This window comes from Periweissella cryptocerci, assembly GCF_004358325.1.
Taxonomy (GTDB): domain Bacteria; phylum Bacillota; class Bacilli; order Lactobacillales; family Lactobacillaceae; genus Periweissella; species Periweissella cryptocerci.
On record NZ_CP037940.1, the window covers coordinates 2479308 to 2499475 of the forward strand.

Below are 20168 nucleotides of genomic sequence, written 5' to 3' on the forward strand. Positions count from 1 at the left end.
AAGATTAATGGTACCGTGGCATGGGGTATAATACCCTGGAACGATTGTTGGTAAATAATCAAGCGACCGAGGTATTTCAATTTAGTGGGACATGAAATTATTTTGTTCGGTTCAATTCAGCCAATCGAGGGCTATTTTATGTTAAACTAGGCAATACAATAAAAGGACGGATGAATATTAATGGAAAAGATTACAAGTAAAGCAAATAATCGGATTAAGGCATGGGCTAAGCTCGCAACTAAGAAGGGGCGCGAAACTTCAGGCACCTACTTGTTGGATGGTTGGCACTTAGTACAAGAAGCAATCAATCACAATGCCAAATTACGTGCGATTATCTTAACAGACGAACAATTAACTGAACACGAAGCCGCTTTACCAGCCGGTGTGCCAGTATTTGTTGTGCCAGAAGATATCGCTAAGCACATTGGTGACACTGTTAACCCACAAGGGATTTTTGCAGAAGTTACGTTGCCAAGCAAGACATTTTCACCAAGCTACGTGCACGAAGGCGCATGGTTGCTTTTAGATAAGATTCAAGATCCAGGTAACATCGGTACAATGGTCCGGACTGCTGACGCTGCTGGCTTTAAGGGTGTCGTTTTAGGTACTGGCTCAGCTGATGCATTTGGTCCTAAAGTTGTGCGCGCAATGCAAGGTAGCCAATTCCACTTGGAACTTCTTCAAGGTGACTTAGTTGAATGGACAAAGGCGTTGCAAGACAACAACTTGCCCGTATATGGTTCACAATTGAATCCAGAAGCTAAGAGTTACCGGACGATTGATCGCGTAATGGACTTCGGTTTAATCATGGGTAATGAAGGCCAAGGAATGGCTGACGAATTAGCAGCGGCAACGACTGCTAACTTGTACATTCCAATCGAAGGCCAAGCTGAATCATTGAACGTTGGGGTTGCCGCTGGTATCTTGATGTTTGCAATTAAATTAGATTAGTAATTTGAGGGGGTTGGGACGAATTTGTTCCAGCTCTTTTTTATTATGTGTTATACGAATTTAGCAGCGAATATCGATATTGATTTATTTTTTCACAAAGTGGGGGGAGTAATGGCGATTTGATAGGGTTTATTGCAGAAAAATGGGAAAATATCTACGTGATGTGAGCGGTTACTATTGCTAAAAATCTCACAATTTGTTAAAATTTTTCATAGTAAATAAGATTATATGAAAATAATTTTCAAGAAGAGGGTTAAAAAATGGATTATACAATTGGTGTCGATTTAGGAACTACTTCAACTAAGGTTGTCCTTTTTGATGAAAACAGTCACGTGATTGCGACTGCGAACCACGGTTATCCTTTGTATCGTGAATTGCCTGATATGGCCGAAGAAGATATGAACGAAATCTTCCAAGCTACACAAGATGGCTTGATGGACGTTGTACGCCACATTGATTTTGAAGCTGGCGACAAGTTGTTAGCTGTATCATTTTCTAGCGCAATGCACTCGTTGATTGCATTTGATAAAGACTGGAATGCATTAACGCGTGTGATTACTTGGGCCGATACGCGTGCCGTTAAGTACACCGAAGAATTGAAGTCAACGGGCTTGGGTCAAGAAATTTACTCTAAGACGGGGACACCAATTCACCCAATGGCACCACTTTCAAAACTTTTGTGGTTGAAAGCAGAAAAGCCTGATATCTATGCTAATGCTGCTCACTACTTGGGGATTAAGGAATATATCTTCCACCGTTTGTTCGGTGCTAACAAGATGGATATTTCAATTGCCTCAGGGACAGGTTTGTTCAACATCTTCAACTTAGATTGGGATGAACAAGCTCTTAGCGTGACTGGTATTGATAAGTCACAATTACCAGAACCAGTTGAACCATACGAAATGGAAACTGCCATGGCTGAAGAATACGCTAAGGTAATTGGTATTCCAGCCGATACACCATTTGTTTACGGTGCCGGTGATGGTCCATTGTCTAACTTAGGTGTGAACGCTATTCAACCAGGTGTTGCGGCGGTTACTATCGGTACTTCTGGTGCTATTCGAGTGGTTTCAGATAAGCCCGTTATTGATCCTAAGGGCCGGACATTCACATACGCCTTGGACAAGGATCACTGGGTTGTTGGTGGACCAGTTAACAACGGTGGTGATGTCTTCCGTTGGGCTAAGGACAACTTGTTTGATGCAGAAAAATCAACAGCTGCATTGTTGAACATGGATCCATATGATTTGTTAACTGAAATCGCATCTAAGGTACCCGCTGGTGCGGATGGATTGTTATTCCACCCATACCTTGGTGGTGAACGTGCGCCAATTTGGGATGCCAATGCGCGTGGTTCATTCTTTGGTTTGACGCACGAACACGGCCGGGCCCACATGGTTCGTTCAGTGCTCGAAGGAATTATTTTCAACATCTACATGGTTTCATTGGCCTTGGAAGAAGTTGTTGGTGATTTACACAATATTCAAGCAACTGGTGGGTTCGCACGCTCACCATTGTGGCGCCAAATGGCTGCGGATATCTTTGAACAACCAGTTACAGTACCTGAAGCATTTGAATCAGGCGCTTTAGCTGCCACAGTTGTTGCTAAGAAAGCATTGGGCATCATGGATAACTTGGAAGATATTGCTGAATTAGTTGGTGATAGTAACACTTACCAACCTAACCCAGAAAACTACGAAGTTTACCGTGAACTTGCACCAATCTTTATTCGTTTGAGCCGTCAATTCAGCCCAGAATATGAAAACATTGCCAATTTCCAACGTAAGTACAACCACAACAAGAAGTAATCAAATAGCTAACGATAAATGCGTTCCTGAAATAAGGGATGCATTTTTTGTATCTTGTCTTGGCACTATTCCGTCTGACGTGGGATTTATAAAATGTGATGCATGATGCCATCACGGTGACTGGTTCCAGACACGCAGTGGGAATCAATCTGAGAAACATATCCAAATTACACGCTAGAAAAATTTTAGCCCTTATCCTCAACGGAAATATGTGCTTCACACATATCACCCTAGTCGCGGTGTAAAGGCTGCGCCCGTCAAGTAATTTACTGTCACTCCGTTAGTTAGGACTAATTCGCAAATTAACGAAAACAGTTACCAACCACAAGCCGTAGTGGCATGGAAAAAACAACACTGACAACAGAACCTTAGTAATTCTGCGCTAGAACCAATATAAAATTGGCGCGCTAGGGTGATTACGGAAATTTGAAGAAAGTGTGAATAATTGGTCCGACCAGTTTTTTGTAGTATAATGAATTCGAAGGTTAATTAACCTAGAAAGAAGGACGACTGCTTGAAACAAAATGATTGGCGAACAGATGTGCAATATCGTAGTTACATCGACGATTTGTTGGTTAAAGATGAAGTGCAACAGTTGCAAAACTACGTACAACATCACCACTCAGATCGTTTGACACATTCTTTGAGCGTTTCATATCAAAGCTATGTTTGGGCTAAAAAGTTACACTTGGATGCACGGGCAGTCGCACGAGCAGGCTTGTTACACGACATGTTTTACTATGACTGGCGTGATACAAAGTTTGAGCTTGGTTCGCATGCCTTCATTCACCCACGGGTTTCCTTGCGCAATGCTGAAAAGTTGACGGTTCTTTCACCAATGGAAAAGGACATCATCTTGAAGCATATGTTTGGCGCAACGATGGAATTACCATCATACCGTGAGAGCTATTTGGTCGACATGGTTGATAATGTTGCTGCGGTACAAGAATTTTTCCTTCCAAAGTGGAATGCTTTCAAGGCAAAATTTGCTAACATCTAAACACGCTTTTTACCAACAGCCAGTTTTGCCGATTCGGTGAGCTGGTTGTTTTCTGTTGTGCCGGTTATGGTGTTGAGGCTAATTTATTAACTTAGGCACTCCGTTAGTTAGTAATGATTCTCAAACTAGCAAAAAACGGGCCGCAATAGTATGGGAAAAACAACACTGTTAACAAAATGATCATTACGAAACGACAAGAAACTTAGGGCATATATAAAAATTGCACAAATTTTAGGCGGTGAAATAAAATGGTAAAAATTTAAACATAGATTTTGCTTATTCATCTATTTTTGCGATGAATTATTGTGAAAAAATGAACTTTTTATGAATGTTAAGAAACATTGTTTACATAGGGAAAAAAAGCGTGCTATAATTCTAATTGACAAAAAGTAAGTATTATTAATTTACAATATAGATTATAAGAGGAATATATATCATGGAAAACGTTACTAAAGATGGTTTGAGTTTGTGTCCAAAGTTCGCCAAGACTTTTGAAATTCTTGGTCGTAAGTGGAATGGGATGATTATCGAAGTTTTGCTTAACAACGGGGTTTCACGTTTTAAAGATTTAGCAGCAGCTGTTCAAAACTGCTCTGACCGGGTCTTGGTCGAACGTTTGAAGGAATTAGAAGAAGAAGGTATTGTTGAACGTCGGACTTACGAAGATTCAGCTTTGATTAACTATGCTTTGACTGAACGCGGTACTGCAATGCGTTCAATGATGGATGCCATTCACGAATGGGCTGATCAAACTTACGCACAAGCGATTTAATAATATTATTTATCTATAGGCTGGCACAGAAATGTGTTGGCTTTTTTGTTGCGTTAAAAATTTGCATTTGACAAGGGGGTGTATACTTGATTAAGTTTCATGAGTTTAGGAAGGAAGCGAACTAAGAATGGATGTTGCATCCAATCGTATTTTCACCAAGGAGTTTTGGCAACTGGCTTTAGTAAACTTAGCTAGTATGCTGACGTTTTATAGTTTGATGGTCTCGATAGGGCCGTTTGTCGTGGATACATATCACGTTTCGACCGCGTTAAGCGGAATTGTTGTGGGGGTCACGGTTATCGGGACGCTGCTATCACGGATGGCAGCTGGATACTTGACCACCATTTATAGCCCCAAAAAATTAATGATTGTCGGTATGTTGGTCTTAGTGCCATCATTGCTTTTATATCAGATTGAAATCGGCGTGGGCTTTTTAATCGCCGTGCGTTTTATTCAAGGGATAGCTGTTGGATTAATCGGAACAGTTACGAATACGGCCGTGGTCTTCGTCGTGCCAAAGTTGCGCCGGAGTGAAGGTATTAGTTATTTTAGTTTGAGTACAATTGTTGCGACGGCGATTGGCCCATTTTTCGCACTATTGTTGACACAGTTTGTTAGTTATTCAGTTTTATTTTGGATTGAAGTAATCATTGCACTGATCGGTTTGGCGGTTGCTTGGAGTATTAATCCAACAACGGTGACCTTTGAAACTAAAAATGTGTCCAAAGAAATGCCATCAGCACAAAAAGCTGAAGATCGTGGAATTCGGCAATTCTTAGAACCACGGGTCTTTGGTTTGTCAGCATTAATGTTTGTCGTGTCATTTGCCTATGCCAGTCTACAAAGCGATTTGGATTTTTTCGCTGAAAAAATTGGGATTGGTGCCTTTGCAAGTTACTTCTTCTTAGTTTATGCGGGGGTAATTTTGCTTTCACGGCCGTTCTCAGGGCGTCTGATGGATGTTAAAAGCGAGAGCTACATCATGTACCCCGCATTAATCATTTTAGCAGTGGGGATGTGGTTAATCAGTGGCATGCATAGTGGGGTGATGCTTTTAATCGCCGCCATTTTCATTGGGATTGGTTTTGGTAATTTCCAATCAACTATTCAAGCAACGGTGGCCAAATTAGTTCCAAGTCACCGCTTAGGCCAAGCAAATTCGACATACTTTATTTTCTTTGATGCTGGTTTAGGATTCGGTCCCTATATCTTGGGGACGTTGATTCCAATTTTAGGCTATCGGCATTTGTTTATTGCCATGGCGATACTAGCTTTGATTGGTTTGCCATTTTATTATTTGGTACATGGCCGCCATATTGGAAAGTCAGTTTATTAATAGATTTATGTTGAGAGATTCTGTCGTTTTGGCAGGGTCTTTTTTTACGCGGTTGCACGGCGAATGCTGGCTGATTTGACAACGTACTAAAAAGAAGCGTATCGTTAATAGTTGCAGTTTTTAGGGATGTTAGCTGTGAATGTTAATAAAATAGCATTTAGAACTGACAGCATTTCGGGAAAAAGAAAAGAGGATTATTAGTTGGAAACAGAATCGAGTCAAATATTTACCAAGCCGTTTTGGCAATTAGCGATGATTAATTTCGCAAGTATGCTGACATTTTATAGTTTGATGGTTTCAATTGGACCATATGTTGTCGATACATATCATGTTTCAACTGCCGTGAGCGGGATTGTTGTGGGGATTACCGTTATCGGATCATTAATATCACGGATGGCATCGGGATACTTAACGACGATTTTTAGTTCCAAAAAATTATTGCTGGTGGGGATGTTTCTCCTTGTGCCGGCATTACTGTTATATGAAATTCAAATTGGGATTGGTTTCTTAATTGCGGTTCGGTTAATTCAAGGGATTGCGATTGGTTTAGTCGGTACAGTAACTAATACGGCGGTAGTTTTCGTTATTCCAAAGTTACGCCGGAGTGAGGGGATTAGTTACTTTAGTTTAAGTACGATTGTTGCTACTGCAATTGGTCCGTTCTTTGCTTTGTTGATGACCCAATTTGTTAGTTTCTCGGTGTTGTTTGCGATTGAAGTGATTATCGGTGTGTTTGGCTTAGTAGTTGCTTTAGGGATTGACGCCAATCGAATTAAATTTGAAATTAAACATGTGAGTGCAGATGAACCTGGTGATAAGGGGATTCGTAAGTTTCTGGAACCAAAAGTCTTTGGCTTGTCATTTTTAATGATGATGATTGCCGTTGCCTATGCAAGTTTGCAAAGTGATTTAGCGTTCTTCGCTGATAAGCTTGGTATTGGTAGCTTTGCTAGCTACTTCTTCTTGGTTTATGCCGGAGTAATTTTGTTATCGCGGCCGTTTTCTGGTCGCCTGATGGATATTAAAAATGAAAATTTCATTGTTTATCCTGGATTAGTATTGTTAGCCTTCGGGTTGTGGTTAATTAGCGGGATGCATTCTGGTTTAATGCTATTATTTGCCGCTATCTTCATCGGGGTTGGTTTTGGTAATTTCCAATCAACTATTCAGGCAACGATTGCTAAATTAGTACCCGGACACCGCTTAGGACCTGCTAACTCGACGTATTTTATTTTCTTTGATTTAGGATTAGGGGTCGGACCTTACGTACTCGGTAGCTTGGTACCAGCGTTGGGCTTCCGCCACTTGTTCTTAGCCATGGCAGTACTGGCGCTCGTTGGCTTACCATTGTACTTCGTATTACATGGTCGCTATGTTGGTAAAGTTGCCAAATAGTTGTCAGTATCAGGCTTAAATGCTGATTTGTAACCACACGTTGTTAGTAACATGCATAATGTTAATCGCACAAAATACGGTTTAACAGCAAAATAACGTGCCAAGTTTATTTTGATTTTCAAATGTCCACATGTAACCTGAATGTGGTATACTAGCAAACGAAATAACTTAACAGCGAAGATAAGAAGTAGTAGTGAACAAGTGTTGTAAACAGGGATTAGCTAGCTTGACTGTGACTAGCTAAAGACAACACAAGTGCATGAATTCACTCTTTGAGCTATGTTTGGTACATCAGATTGACTAACAAATATCGGGTTGTCACCGTTACAGGACTACTTAAGTGATTGGCTTGCTGCAATCAAAATAAGGGTGGTACCACGATTATACGTCCCTGTGTCTCATTTTGAGATGCAGGGACTTTTTTGTTTCAAGCTGTAGTTAGTCGTAATGTCCCATTAGCTAGCGTATTATTAGCTAATGGGACAACGCATTAAGGTTAACGTCATCAAATTAGTGTTCAAGTTAAGTTCAATATTTAGTCCAAGTTAAGAAGGGAAAAATTATGTCATTACAAGACACATTAACTGAATTACAAGCAGATGTTTTGGCGCAAATCGACCAAACTACTGAATTGAAAAGTTTGAACGATATCCGGGTCAATACTTTAGGTAAAAAAGGACCAATCACGGAAGTTCTCCGTGGAATGAAGGATTTAACAGCTGAAGAGCGACCTGTTGTGGGTGCTTTTGCTAACGAAATCCGTGATAACTTGCAAGCTGCAATTGAAACGAAAAAAGCCGCACTTGAAGCCGCTGCATTGAACGCGCAATTAGCTAGTGAAGCACTTGATGTGACTTTACCCGGTCATGCTGTACGCAAGGGAAACGCGCACGTTATTCAACAAATCATTGAACAATTGGAAGATCAATTTATCGGGATGGGTTACCAAATAGCCGAAGGTCCTGAAGTTGAAGAAGATAAATATAACTTCGAAATGATGAACTTGCCTAAGGATCACCCCGCTCGTGATATGCAAGATACTTTCTACATCACACCTGAAATTTTGATGCGGACGCAAACTTCACCAGTGCAAGCACGCACGATGGAACAACACGACTTTGCAAAGGGTGCTTTGAAGATGATTTCACCAGGTCGCGTATATCGTCGCGATACTGATGATGCCACACACTCCCACCAATTCCACCAAGTTGAAGGATTAGTGATCGACAAGCACATTACCATGGGTGACTTGAAGGGAACACTGTTAGCTGTTGCGCAAGAATTATTTGGTGCCAAGCACCAAATCCGTTTGCGTCCTTCATACTTCCCATTCACGGAACCATCAGTGGAAGTTGATGTTTCATGGGGGGATGTTGATGAAAACACGAAACCTGAAGATATCGAATGGATTGAAGTATTGGGGGCCGGCATGGTGCACCCGAACGTCTTGACAAAAGCCGGCATTGACCCCGAAGTTTATGGGGGCTTTGCCTTTGGTTTAGGACCCGATCGTTTTGCAATGTTGAAGTACGGGGTCGATGATATCCGGAACTTCTACTTGAACGATGTCCGTTTCTTATCACAATTTAAATAAAAAAGTGTTACTCAAGCGTGTTTTGGATTCGCGAGATAGCGTCGTTCATATAATGTGAATTGAATCAATTTAGAACGAAGGCTACTCACCAAAGCGCAACGCTTGAAAGGCACGTTAATAAAGGAGCAAGTACAGTGAAAGTATCTTTAAACTGGTTAAAAGAATATGTTGATATTGACTTAGAACCAACTATCTTGGGTGAAAAAATTGCCCGGACATCGGTTGAAATGGATGCCGTTTACCAACCGGTTGGCGACATGCATGATGTTGTCGTTGCCCGTGTCTTATCAGTCGAACCACACCCTGATTCAGATCACATGGTTATCACACAAGTGGATGCTGGTGAAGATGAACCAATCCAAATCGTGACTGGTGCCCCCAATGTAGCTGAAGGTCAATTGGTAATCTTGGCTAAACACGGTTCAAAAATTGGTGGCGGTCAAAAGATTAAGAAGGGCAAGTTGCGTGGTGTACCTTCAAATGGGATGCTGGCCGCTTTACAAGAACTTGGTTTTGACGACAAAGTTGCCCCAAAGGATTTTGAAGACGGTATTTGGGCTTTTGATGAAAAAGATGGCGTGAAGCCCGGCGACGATGTTTTTGAAGCATTGGGCTACAATGACTGGATCCTTGAAACTGGCGTGACACCTAATCGGGCTGACATGCTTTCAATGAATGGGACTGCTTGGGACGTTGCGGCAATGCTTGGTAAGACACCAAAGATGCCAGAAGTTAATTTAATTGAAAATGGTGAACGGCGGACTGATGAATTAATTAGCGCCTCAGCACCAGAAGAATTAGCTGCAAAGTACAAGCTCCGAGTTATTTCAGATGTTAAGATTGGTGATTCACCACTCTGGTTACAACGTCGTTTGTGGAATGCTGGTATGCGCCCAATTAACAACGTAGTTGATATTACGAACTACGTCTTGTTGACATTTGGCCAACCATTGCATGCCTTTGATTACGATAAATTACCTGAAAAGCACATCAATGTTCGGTTGGCAAATGTTGACGAACAACTTGTGACGCTTGATGGCGAAAAACGTGATTTACGTCCAGGGCAAGATATCGTTATCGCTGATGGTGATAAGGGCTTGATGCTTGGTGGTGTAATGGGTGGACAAGACACTGAAATTGATAACGACACTACAACTGTTATCTTGGAAGGTGCAATCTTTAACGCCCACAACATTCGCGCAACTGCTCGTCGGCATGATTTGCACTCAGAAGCTTCACAACGTTTTGAACGTGGTGTGAACTGGGATGCAACGCAAGATGCTTTAGATTATGCAGCGCAACTTATCAGTGAATTAGCTGGTGGCCGCGTTGAACAAGGAGTAGTTGAAGCAACTAATGTTGAAAAGGCACCCGTTGTCGTTGATATTACTTTGAATCGGGTCAATAAAGTACTTGGTTTGGAATTGAGCGTTGCGGATGTGGTTGCTATTTTTGATCAATTACATTTTGAAACGAGTGTTACTGGCGAAACGATGAGTGTTACTATTCCAGCTCGTCGTTGGGATATTTCAATTCCTGCTGACTTGATTGAAGAAGTTGCCCGGATGTATGGTTATGATAACTTGCCATCAACATTGCCAGTTAATTCAGCCACAACTGGTAAATTAACTTACAAGCAACAAGTAATTCGTTCATCACGCCACTTCTTGGAAGGACTTGGTTTGAACCAAGCAATTTCATATGGTTTGACGACTGATGATAAGGCCCGGATGTTTACTTTGGACAATGCCGCTGAAATCACCAAACTTGATTACCCAATGACTCAAGACCGCACCGCAACCCGGATGAGTTTAGTGGGTGGTTTGTTGGACGACATTGCATACAACACGGCGCGCAAGCAATTGAACGTGGGGTTATATGAACAAGGTCGGGTATTCTACCGTCATGGTGAAGAAGTTCGTCCCGTTGAAGTGGAACACATCGCGGGTGCCGTAACTGGTGCAATTGATGCGACAACTTGGGATGCTAAAGGCAAGCTAGTTGATTTCTTTACGATTAAGGGGATGGTCGAAGCTTACTTGGCTGAATTCGATTTTGTTGCCCCAATTACGTATGTTGCAACTAGTGACCATGTAGAAATGCACCCTGGTCGGACTGCTGATGTGATGGTTGGTGATCAACTTGTTGGGTTTGTTGGACAAGTGCACCCCGCCATTGCTAAGAACTTCAAAATTAAAGACACGTACGTCTTTGAACTTGATTTGCAAAAGTTACTCGACTTGCCTAAGCATGATCGCGCTTATGACTTGATTTCTAAGTTCCCAGCAGTCACACGGGATATTGCAATTTTGGTTGACGAAAACGTAGCGCACGCTGATATCTTAGCAACGATTGCCGGCAAGGGTGGTAAGCACTTGAAGCATGTTCAATTATTTGATGTCTACCAAGGTGAAAACGTCCCAGCAGGTAAGAAATCATTAGCGTATACTTTAACTTATCAAGATACAGCTAAAACATTAGTCGAAGAAGAAGTTAATACCGCCTTTGAAAAGGTTGTGAAGGCGTTAGTTGATGAATTACATGCTGAAATTCGCTAGGAGGCACTATGGCAGAAGCAGACTTTACCCCGCGAAATGAGCAATACACACCAGCCAAGAAGAGCAATGTTTTCGTTACGATTTTGAAAATTTTGGTGATTCTTGTGATTGTTGTTGGTGCCGCTGCAGGTGGATATTATTTACACTTGCGCAATGATACGTCAGCTTTAAGCGCTAAAAGTACGAAAAAAATTGAATTTCATGTTGTCGATGGTTCTTCATCACAGCAGATTGCCACTAGTTTGCAAAAGAAGGGTGTCATCAAACATGATTTTGCTTTTGATCGTTATGTTGCTAAAAACAACATCAATGATTTGAAAGCTGGTTATTTTGAATTGTCACCTAACATGGATTTGGCAACGATTGCTAAAGCCCTCCAACAACCTGGGGCACAATATCCAGCCAATACGACGCCAAAAGGGTTTGTGCTAATGCGTGAAGGTGAAACGGCTGAGCAATTTGCCAAGACTGTCGCAGCAGAAACGAAATTTAGTGCTAAGGATTGGCTGGCAACGTTGAATGACCCAGCGTATTTGAAGCGACTCCACGCTTTATACCCAGAATTACTTGATTCAGCAATGAAGGCTAAGGGAACTCGATACAAGTTAGAAGGGTATTTATTCCCAGCAACTTACGATGTTCGCGCAGCAACTAAACCTTCAGAAATCACCACACAAATGGTGACCAAAACTAATCAAGTGATGCAACCATACTTTGGCCAAATGAAGCAGAAAAAATTAAGCGTCCAAGAAGTTTTGACGTTGGCTTCATTAGTTGAACGCGAGGCCATCACACCGACTGACCGTGCGAAGGTCGCTGGGGTGTTCTTCAATCGCTTGGACACGCACATGACCTTAGGATCCGATATTTCGGTAAAATATGCGTTGGACAGTGACAAGACGAATTTGAATAACAAAGATACCCAAGTTAAGTCACCATACAATTTGTATACGAATCAAGGTTATGGACCAGGACCATTCAATTCACCATCATTGGAATCAATTGAAGCAGTATTGAAGCCACTTGACCGTGATAAGAAGTTTTACTATTTCATCGCTGATTTGAAATCAGGGAAAGTATACTTTACGCACAACTTAGTCGAACATGAAAAGTTGAATGCCAAGTTATACAAAATAAATCATTCTAAATAATAGCGAACAGTTAGGCTTACGGGCTTAACTGTTTTTTTGTGAGCAAAATTTTTGCATAAGGAGAGTTTAACGAATTTTATAGGTCTGAACTAATCATTATAATCGCGGTAGTTTAACGGAAAGTTTGACCATTATATGAAGTTGTGTGTGAAACAGTAGCACAAACAACCGATTTGTTATAAACTAACAAGCCGAAAGGCGGTATATCAACGTTTGTAGGCTGTTTTGACGACATTTGACGACGCCGGATTATTTTTTTGCATAATTCTAAGTAGTAATTCACGCTGGCTTTGTTCTTGTTCGGAGAGCATGTGACTATACACGTCCATCGTTATTCGAGTATTTTTGTGACCAATACGTTGGCTAATATAATCAAGTGACACACCCTTGTACAACAAATAAGAAACATGAGAGTGTCTTAGATCATGGAAGTGATGGTCTGGGAGCTCTAGTTTAGCCAACAAGCGTTTAAAAAAGTAGTTGGCAGCAGGAGCCTGACTGTAAGTGAAAATAGGGCCATCGACCAAATAAGGCGTCATTGCAGCGATATAACTATCGCTGACAGGGACTACACGTCCAGATTGTTCATTTTTTGGCGCGGTAACTTTTTTTACGGCAATGGAATATGACTTAGAAATATTGATGGTTTTGAAATCAGTAGAGATATCGTCACCTGTAAGGGCGTAAATCTCACCACGTCGAGCCCCCGTTTCAAGTGCTGTCAAAAATACCCGATTGCGTTCTTCATCTAGGTGCTTATACAAGTAATTTTGGAGGAATTCAAAGTCGGCGACTGACAAAGCGTGTATTTTTTTCTCGGGGTTAATTGCTCTTATTTTTACGCGAGACCAAACGTCAGATTGAACATAGTCATCAAGCAGCGCATCACGAAGCGATGCTTTTATTCTTGTCCACACGTTAATTGCCGTCATTTTCATATGAGTTTTTCCAAAAGCGTCAAGTCCCGATTGAAGTTCTAAGGTTGAAAGGTTATTTAGCCGTAGATTTGGAAAGTACACGGTAAGTATTCGATGAGTATTTTCGTATTGAATATAAGAAATTTCACGAATATCAGCTTTTTTATACTGCTCATACCACATTAAAAAATAGTCAGAAAGTAACATGTTTGAAGATACTAGTCGCTTTCCTGTGCGTTTCAAACTTTCCATATCGTCCGCCCACACTTTTGCAAATCCCTTTTTTTCAAAACCACCTTTAACTACACGCTCACGCTTGCCATCGTGAATGACAGAAACGGTAGCTTCCCAAGTTTTACCGCGTTTACGAATTGATGCCATGATGAATACCTCCAATTTTTTATTGGGCTTACATACGATTGTCGTAAAGCCAAACATAACTACGGTATATCGTAGTTGTATGAGAATTTTTGTTCTTTGATGTTTAGAATAAAAGGGGCATTTAACCCCTTTTTATTATCCAAGTAATTCAGATTTTTTCTTATTAAATTCGTCTTGCGTAATGATGCCATCGTCGAGAAGGCTTTTATACTTACGTAGTTCGTCAGCAGGTGAGACCGCAGCTTGAACTTCTTGCGCTACAACTTCATCGTCCGAATTGTTATCAACAATGTATTGAAGTAAGGCAAGAATTTGGTCGGTAGTTTTAGTTGCAACCTTATATGTGTTTGATTTACGTTTTACGGGTTTAGGAATTAAGGTAATATATTCAACTTTAATTTCATTTGAAGTATTGATATTAAGTTTGATTTTTAATTCATTAACAACGTCTTTAGTTTTACGACCGGTAATGCCACCGACAATCGCACCGACGCCACCAGTTAATGCACCGAATGCTACCGCACGACCAACTCCGCCAGAAGTGACAGTGGCCCCATCTTCTTGAAGTTCAAAATCACGAAGCTCATCAAATTTGTATGGCAAGTTAGTTAGACCAGGGAGCTTAAAAATATGGTTATTTTTATCAACGGCTAACGATCCAGCAACTTTTTCGTTTGGTGTAAATTGTTGTAGTAATAGCATACGCATGTCGGTATCGGCTTTAGCAACCGCTTTGTTTTCAGCAGCGGCCTCTTTTGCTTTTGAAACTTGTTCTTTTACGCTACCTTTTAATTTGTCCATAAATCCCATCGTAATATCCATCCTTATTTGTGAGTAGGTTAGTTTGCAAGTTTACGTTCAACAACACGTTCTAAGTGAGACGGTATTTTAAACCATTCCATGAAGGCATAGCGCTGTGAGTACACAATTCCATTGTCTTGATATTTATCGAACCAATCAATTAACATATCTAGCCCGTGAGCATCAGCGTTCATTTCGCTACTTGAATGTGCCCCAGGTGAATAGGGATACAACTTATCAATTGTTGGATCTCCGAATATCACATGAGATATTTCATGTGCATAAGGAAATATTAAATCTTGACGACCATGTCGACCAACCATAGCAATCTTTTTAGTGTGTGGGTTAGAACGGTGTGGAATATATTCTGGAATACTAAGCCAATACACAATAATTCCATTTTTTGCTGCTAAATCATCTAAAAAATCATAGATTTCTTCTATCATCTAAAAACTCCCCTTAACCGATGCAATCACTGCGTTGGTTTTATTTTTTATGACAACAATTTCTTAATCATTTCAGCATACTCATCAGGAATAGGCTTACCATCGTATGAGAGAAGTACATCCTCGTCTTCGATGGCTTTTTTGAGGTCTATGTTTTTATCTTGTGGATCATTAGTTTCACTGCTGTGTGTACCTTTAAGTAACCAATCAGTTGAAACGTTAAGCGCTTCTGCCATTGCCGTAATTTCATTATCACGGGCAGGTCTTGTACCTAATATAATTCGGTTAATAACTGCTTTATTTATGTTTGTAGTTTCTGCAAGGTCGCGTTGAGTCATACCAACTTGCTCCATTGCTTGTTCTAGTCGCGCTGTAAAGCCAGTGTTTGGCATAACGGCACCTCCGTTTCTAATATAGAGAAAGTATACGATATATTTCTATAACAGAAAAGAAAAGTTTCTAAAATATAAACTTTTATCTTGCGTCTCTAAAACAGAGATGTTATTATAAATATATGGTAAGTTTCTGAAACGGAAACGTGAAAGGAGGACCCATGAATAAAGTTAATCTTGAGTACATTAAATCTGAACGAAAATCTCGAAAATTAAGTTTGCAAGAAATGGCTGACTTACTAGGCTTCAAGAATGCTTCAAACTATTACAAGTATGAAAGTGGCGAGTATGAGTTTAGTGCCAATCACATTTATACAATTTCAAAAGCATTCAAAAAAAGTTTAAAAAATTTTTTCGTTTCGTAATCTCTGAAATAGAAATTTATAAAGAGAGTTAGTGACGGAGAGGAGGTAAGACAACATGAAAGGAAAAGTAGACAAAAATAACCCTAAAGTTATCCACTTTGTAGATAACTCAGGGTTATGGATTCCTATAACCGGGCTCGTAGTATCAACCATTGGCGCATTGTTTGCACTTGGTCTGTTAGCCGGTTGGTGGTAATTACGATTGGCTTCCGATTCGTTTCAAGCGTGAGGATGAATGACTCAGGTTTGAATTGCCCGTCCAATTGATATTCGGGAGTTGGGAAAGCAAGAATCAGGTTATCTGCTGACAACGCCGGAATGACGAATGGAGCGGCATCAGATTTGATTTCGACTTCTCTAGTTGTTTTATTACCAACATTGGTTTTAAGCGGCTAACGTGCAATCAATGAATTGTAACGAAATGCGGTTGAAGTGAACTTTTTAGAGGTTGTAGTAATTTGTCGTTTCAGACCGTCTTCAATAACAATTGTGGCATTGGAAATAGGTAGCGGTAACTTTGAGTTATTAGCAATCATTAACTCGATGTAAATCATTCGAGCCAATGGTGGTACGTCTTCCGGTGTTGGAAATACAGCGTTGATAACGGTGTCCTGACGTTGCTTTTCATAAAACAAGGTTCGCCAGAGAGTGATAATGCTGATTAGAATACCGATGATTGAAATTGTGAATGCTGCAATAGCCATACTAAGCCACCTCGTTTTTCAATCATTATATCAAACCAAGTCACCCAGAAGTGACAAGAAAGGAGCCAGTTCATGACAGAAGTAAAAGTTGTCACTATGACAATTGAAGAACTTACAGAATTTGGAAATGCGATTGCAAAAGCGATTGTGAAAGAAATGGAATATGGCAAACAACGTGTGTACCCAGACGTTGAAATGTTGAACCAAACTCAACTCGCAAAAGAGCTGTTCGGTAAAGAAGCAACTCCAAGTTGGGGAAGCTTCCAAAAATTAATGAGGGATAAGAATTTCCCACGGGTGCCAGAGTCTGAACGGCCAGGTAAGTTAGTTGGTTTCAAATGGCAAACCGTCAATCAATATCTGAATGACATTTCATTCAGTGGGAAGGAGGCAGGGTAATGGCAGCAGGGTTAGTATTAATTGCATTTTTATCAGGATTGTATGTTGCTGATTCAAATGGTGCACGAAAGATGTTCAATTACACCGACGAAGATTGGCTCGATACTGAACTCAAGCCTGAGAATTAGTGATGGCTAGGTCAAAACAGTATTCGCGTTTCCTGAAAGACATCAGGAAAGAGGTGGGCTACACGCAAAAATGCTTTCAGAGCTTTCAACAGTGGCGCCGATGGTTATCTCAGACTTCGAGAATGGTAAAACCGATATCACAGTTGGGAACTTATTACTGATTGCAGACGTGCTCGGAGTAACACTTGGTGATTTAGTAAAACTTAAGTGAAGGGAGACAACATGGATTATTCGTTCATCTCTGATTCGCACATCTTACTGGCTATCGTAATGATTAGCTTAGTAACTCTACCAATCATTTGGATTGGATTTGATAAGGCTGCCGAATGGGACAGCTATTCATCTTGGAAATACCGTAAGGATTATTACAACGCACAAAAAAAGCAACATCGCACTAGTTTGACGGCTAGCAATGTTGCTTCAAAACAATCTTAAGAAAGTTATTTAGAGGTTAATTATATGACAGTTAAAGAAAAATTACCAGTGACTAACTGGGATACGGTCTTAGAAAAGTTATCAGTTTATTGGGCTCCGACAATGTTGCTCGAAGAATTACGTGATTGGGCTGGTCATGAACTTGATAGTAATGAGGTGTATTACTTCGCAGATAATAACGAAATTGTTGCAGAAGATGACTTGGTTGATTATTTGAATGATTTTGGATTAGATCCAGCAAATGCAACTGAAGCACTTGAAATGGCTAGCGAAGAACAATTAATTATCAAGGAAATTAAGGGGTATTAGATTATGGGATTAGAGTTTAAATTTTCAACGGAGCCAAAGGTTGAATTAACCGTATCGGAACAAATGCAAAAATTGTGGAACAGCATGCAAGAAAGCAAGGCAGAGGCTAAGAAGTCAGCCGACTACTACAAAGCTGAAATTGATAAGCTCAAGCGGAATGCAGCACGTGATGCCGAATTGTTCGAGAAAAACCAACGGGTACTTCAAGGTGAGTTACAAGCCTTAATGGGCGATGCTGAAAACATTGATGCAGGTATGGGAATGGAATTTCGATACAAACGGTTTGATCCAAAGAAGTCTAATGCTTGGAAGGTTAGAACAGATGGAACCGCAGCAGCACTCGCCAAGAAATATCGTGACGAACTTGAAGACTTCATCAAGGTTGAAACTAAAGAAAGTCTTACGATTCCCCTTGACCCAATTAAGAAGGCGGCAGCGGCTGGAGAACTCGTAACTACGGATGGCAAGACTATTAATACAGTGACTGGCGAAATTTTACCGGGTATTGAGTTAGAAAAATTAGCGGACTACGTCGAAATCTATAAGGGGTAAGAAATCATGAAAAGAAGTGATGAACGGGCACCATTAACCAAAGCACTCACGAAATTCAAGAAAGCTTTTAAGCAACCAAGCAAGAACGGAAATGTTGATTTTACGGGTAAGAAAGGTCGTCAGAAGTACGACTACGTAACCTTAGATGACATTATCCATGCAATTGATACAGGGATTGCGACAGCAGGTGTTGACTTGACTTATGACCAAGATGTTCAAACAAGGGTTGATGGTGAAACAACATGGGTAGGGTTAACAACCTATGTCGAAGCCGTAGACGGTGAGAAAGTAGCATGGAAGGAATCCGATACGTTTTGGCTTCCGACGGATTTAGAACCTAAAAATATTGGTTCCGCGATAACCTATGCTCGTCGATATCAGTTAGGACCAATGCTTGGAATTGCTAGTGAAGTAGACGTTGATATTCAAGAAATTGAAGGAACCAAGCAGGCACAACAAAGCGGAACAACTAATAAAACCCGAAAACCAAATACAGCTAGACAAGCACCACAGGCTGTTGTACCACGTCCCGGTGACGTAGCAGATAAATTGGTTGGGGAAATTGCTAAAAAGATGGGTGCCGAAACGATGAGCGATCAAGATGGCCAAAAGGTTCTCGATGAAATTAATCGTGATGCGTTACAACAATTTTCACAACAAGTGGGTCATGATTTTAACAATCAAGTAGTTGGAGACTGGAACGGGTTAAATGCCATCTTAGCAAGAATGAGCAATAACCTGAAGGTAGCTCCAGTAGCGTAGGAGGTCGCAATGGCAAGCGTAAGCAAATATTTAATTGATGAATCACCATTGGTATTCATGCCTTCATTGGCAAAAGAAATTGGGTTAAACGAATCGATTGTATTACAACAAGTACAATATTGGATTAACAAATCTGGCGTAAAAAAAGACAATCATATTTGGATTTATAACACTTATGAAGAATGGCTAGAACAATTTTCTTGGTGGTCAATGAGTACATTGAAACGCACATTTTCTTCACTCGAAAAAGACGGATTATTAATTTCTGGTAACTACAATCGCATGGCAATTGATAAAACAAAATGGTATTCAATCGACTATAAAGTGCTCGAAAATCGGGTGAGTCGTCCATCGGGTCAAATTGACACTATGGGAAATGATGAAAACACTGAAACACTTACGGAGAGTAATGAAAATCGGGTGAGTCGTCCATCAGGTCAAAATGAACCGCTCGATGGGTCAAATTGGTCTGATGGATTAGGTCAAAATGACACTACCAATAACCAGAGACTACCAGAGACTAACACAGATATTAATCATCATGATGATACGCACACGGATAAATCAAAATCAGGAGCATGGGAATCAAAACAAATGGCTATTGATTTGGGTCTCTTGACTTCAAACACAGTTACCCAATTTTTCGTAGATGATTACCAAGATTTGAGTAATCGTGTTGGCGTAGAAAATGTTGAACCAATGATGTTGCGTGCGTTGGGAATTACTGCAAAAGCATCTAATCCAAGTTTGAACTACGTTGAGGGTATTTTGAAACGCTGGGAAGAAAACAATATAAAAACGGTGGCCGAAGCTGAAGCACGTGAGCAGAAGCGGTCAGCAACAAAATCGAATAGTTGGGGAAGACAAAAAAGAAAAGTCGAAACCATGCCGGATTATTCAGCAGCGGCCACCGTCGGCAAAAAAATCCCAGAATCAGATATTGCGAACTCGAAAAGTGAGCAGTTCGATTATTCAAGCGTAGTAATTGATGACGGCGACTTGCCAGAATAAC

The 20168-nt window shown here is 40.6% G+C and carries 23 protein-coding genes and 1 pseudogene; 19 read left to right on the forward strand and 5 right to left on the reverse strand.

Features of this window, described 5'->3' with window-relative positions:
- The first annotated feature begins 180 nt into the window (after window positions 1-180).
- The 9 genes from EQG49_RS10980 (at window position 181) to mltG (ending at window position 12565) form a co-directional block, all read left to right on the forward strand.
- Window positions 181-951, forward strand: coding sequence for a TrmH family RNA methyltransferase (locus EQG49_RS10980; RefSeq protein ID WP_133364007.1), 771 nt, complete (start codon window positions 181-183; stop codon window positions 949-951).
- A 260-nt stretch (window positions 952-1211) separates the two neighbouring features.
- Window positions 1212-2759 carry a gluconokinase gene (gntK, locus tag EQG49_RS10985; RefSeq protein WP_133364008.1) on the forward strand — a complete coding sequence of 516 codons (1548 nt, stop codon included), beginning with the start codon at window positions 1212-1214 and terminating at the stop codon, window positions 2757-2759.
- Window positions 2760-3273: 514 nt separating this feature from the next.
- The gene (locus EQG49_RS10990) at window positions 3274-3759 is read left to right on the forward strand and encodes an HD domain-containing protein (protein WP_133364009.1); all 486 of its coding nucleotides are present in this window, start codon (window positions 3274-3276) and stop codon (window positions 3757-3759) included.
- Between the two features lie 436 nt (window positions 3760-4195).
- Entirely contained in the window at window positions 4196-4531 is a 336-nt protein-coding gene (locus EQG49_RS10995; protein ID WP_133364010.1) for a winged helix-turn-helix transcriptional regulator, read from the forward strand.
- A gap of 127 nt (window positions 4532-4658) precedes the next feature.
- Window positions 4659-5867, forward strand: coding sequence for an MFS transporter (locus EQG49_RS11000; RefSeq protein WP_133364011.1), 1209 nt, complete (start codon window positions 4659-4661; stop codon window positions 5865-5867).
- 201 nt (window positions 5868-6068) lie between these two features.
- Window positions 6069-7262 carry an MFS transporter gene (locus EQG49_RS11005; RefSeq protein ID WP_243115709.1) on the forward strand — a complete coding sequence of 398 codons (1194 nt, stop codon included), beginning with the start codon at window positions 6069-6071 and terminating at the stop codon, window positions 7260-7262.
- 562 nt (window positions 7263-7824) lie between these two features.
- Window positions 7825-8856: a phenylalanine--tRNA ligase subunit alpha gene (gene pheS / locus EQG49_RS11010; protein WP_133364012.1), complete on the forward strand. Its 1032-nt coding sequence runs from the start codon at window positions 7825-7827 to the stop codon at window positions 8854-8856.
- Between the two features lie 134 nt (window positions 8857-8990).
- On the forward strand, window positions 8991-11414 hold the full coding sequence (gene pheT, locus EQG49_RS11015) for a phenylalanine--tRNA ligase subunit beta (RefSeq protein ID WP_133364013.1): 2424 nt from the start codon (window positions 8991-8993) through the stop codon (window positions 11412-11414).
- A gap of 8 nt (window positions 11415-11422) precedes the next feature.
- Complete coding sequence (gene mltG, locus EQG49_RS11020) at window positions 11423-12565, forward strand: endolytic transglycosylase MltG (protein WP_133364014.1); 1143 nt, start codon at window positions 11423-11425, stop codon at window positions 12563-12565.
- A 206-nt stretch (window positions 12566-12771) separates the two neighbouring features.
- Here the strand turns inward: mltG and EQG49_RS11025 are convergent, their stop codons facing one another.
- From EQG49_RS11025 to EQG49_RS11040, 4 genes are all read right to left on the reverse strand, one after another.
- On the reverse strand, window positions 12772-13863 hold the full coding sequence (locus EQG49_RS11025; RefSeq protein ID WP_165964879.1) for a site-specific integrase: 1092 nt from the start codon (window positions 13861-13863) through the stop codon (window positions 12772-12774).
- Between the two features lie 135 nt (window positions 13864-13998).
- Complete coding sequence (locus EQG49_RS11030) at window positions 13999-14664, reverse strand: SHOCT domain-containing protein (protein WP_165964880.1); 666 nt, start codon at window positions 14662-14664, stop codon at window positions 13999-14001.
- Window positions 14665-14702: 38 nt separating this feature from the next.
- A complete protein-coding gene (locus tag EQG49_RS11035) occupies window positions 14703-15110 on the reverse strand; it encodes a hypothetical protein (RefSeq protein ID WP_133364017.1) in 408 nt (135 codons plus the stop codon).
- Between the two features lie 47 nt (window positions 15111-15157).
- Window positions 15158-15502: a helix-turn-helix domain-containing protein gene (locus tag EQG49_RS11040; RefSeq protein ID WP_133364018.1), complete on the reverse strand. Its 345-nt coding sequence runs from the start codon at window positions 15500-15502 to the stop codon at window positions 15158-15160.
- Between the two features lie 161 nt (window positions 15503-15663).
- Here EQG49_RS11040 and EQG49_RS11045 point away from each other — a divergent pair, with 161 nt between their 5' ends.
- Together EQG49_RS11045 and EQG49_RS13760 are read left to right on the forward strand one after the other, a co-directional pair.
- Window positions 15664-15867 carry a helix-turn-helix domain-containing protein gene (locus EQG49_RS11045; RefSeq protein ID WP_133364019.1) on the forward strand — a complete coding sequence of 68 codons (204 nt, stop codon included), beginning with the start codon at window positions 15664-15666 and terminating at the stop codon, window positions 15865-15867.
- Between the two features lie 55 nt (window positions 15868-15922).
- Window positions 15923-16063, forward strand: coding sequence for a hypothetical protein (locus EQG49_RS13760; RefSeq protein WP_165964881.1), 141 nt, complete (start codon window positions 15923-15925; stop codon window positions 16061-16063).
- Window positions 16064-16259: 196 nt separating this feature from the next.
- Here EQG49_RS13760 and EQG49_RS11050 read toward each other — a convergent pair whose 3' ends face one another.
- The gene (locus EQG49_RS11050; RefSeq protein ID WP_133364020.1) at window positions 16260-16571 is read right to left on the reverse strand and encodes a hypothetical protein; all 312 of its coding nucleotides are present in this window, start codon (window positions 16569-16571) and stop codon (window positions 16260-16262) included.
- Between the two features lie 72 nt (window positions 16572-16643).
- Between EQG49_RS11050 and EQG49_RS11055 the strand changes: the two genes are divergently transcribed.
- From EQG49_RS11055 to EQG49_RS11085, 8 genes and pseudogenes are all read left to right on the forward strand, one after another.
- Complete coding sequence (locus EQG49_RS11055; protein WP_133364021.1) at window positions 16644-16970, forward strand: hypothetical protein; 327 nt, start codon at window positions 16644-16646, stop codon at window positions 16968-16970.
- A complete protein-coding gene (locus EQG49_RS14080; protein ID WP_279232806.1) occupies window positions 16970-17098 on the forward strand; it encodes a hypothetical protein in 129 nt (42 codons plus the stop codon). The genes EQG49_RS11055 and EQG49_RS14080 overlap by 1 nt, the downstream gene beginning before the upstream one ends.
- A 61-nt stretch (window positions 17099-17159) precedes the next feature.
- Window positions 17160-17309 (forward strand): annotated as a pseudogene (locus EQG49_RS11060) (helix-turn-helix domain-containing protein); the annotation flags it as partial.
- A gap of 11 nt (window positions 17310-17320) precedes the next feature.
- A complete protein-coding gene (locus EQG49_RS11065) occupies window positions 17321-17533 on the forward strand; it encodes a hypothetical protein (RefSeq protein ID WP_133364023.1) in 213 nt (70 codons plus the stop codon).
- 24 nt (window positions 17534-17557) lie between these two features.
- Window positions 17558-17842 (forward strand): hypothetical protein, encoded by a 285-nt coding sequence (locus tag EQG49_RS11070; protein ID WP_133364024.1) that lies wholly within the window; start codon window positions 17558-17560, stop codon window positions 17840-17842.
- A 3-nt stretch (window positions 17843-17845) separates the two neighbouring features.
- Window positions 17846-18394, forward strand: coding sequence for a hypothetical protein (locus EQG49_RS11075; protein ID WP_133364025.1), 549 nt, complete (start codon window positions 17846-17848; stop codon window positions 18392-18394).
- Between the two features lie 6 nt (window positions 18395-18400).
- A complete protein-coding gene (locus EQG49_RS11080) occupies window positions 18401-19156 on the forward strand; it encodes an ERF family protein (protein ID WP_133364026.1) in 756 nt (251 codons plus the stop codon).
- Window positions 19157-19165: 9 nt separating this feature from the next.
- Complete coding sequence (locus EQG49_RS11085; RefSeq protein WP_133364027.1) at window positions 19166-20167, forward strand: DnaD domain-containing protein; 1002 nt, start codon at window positions 19166-19168, stop codon at window positions 20165-20167.
- The last annotated feature ends 1 nt before the right edge of the window (window position 20168 follow it).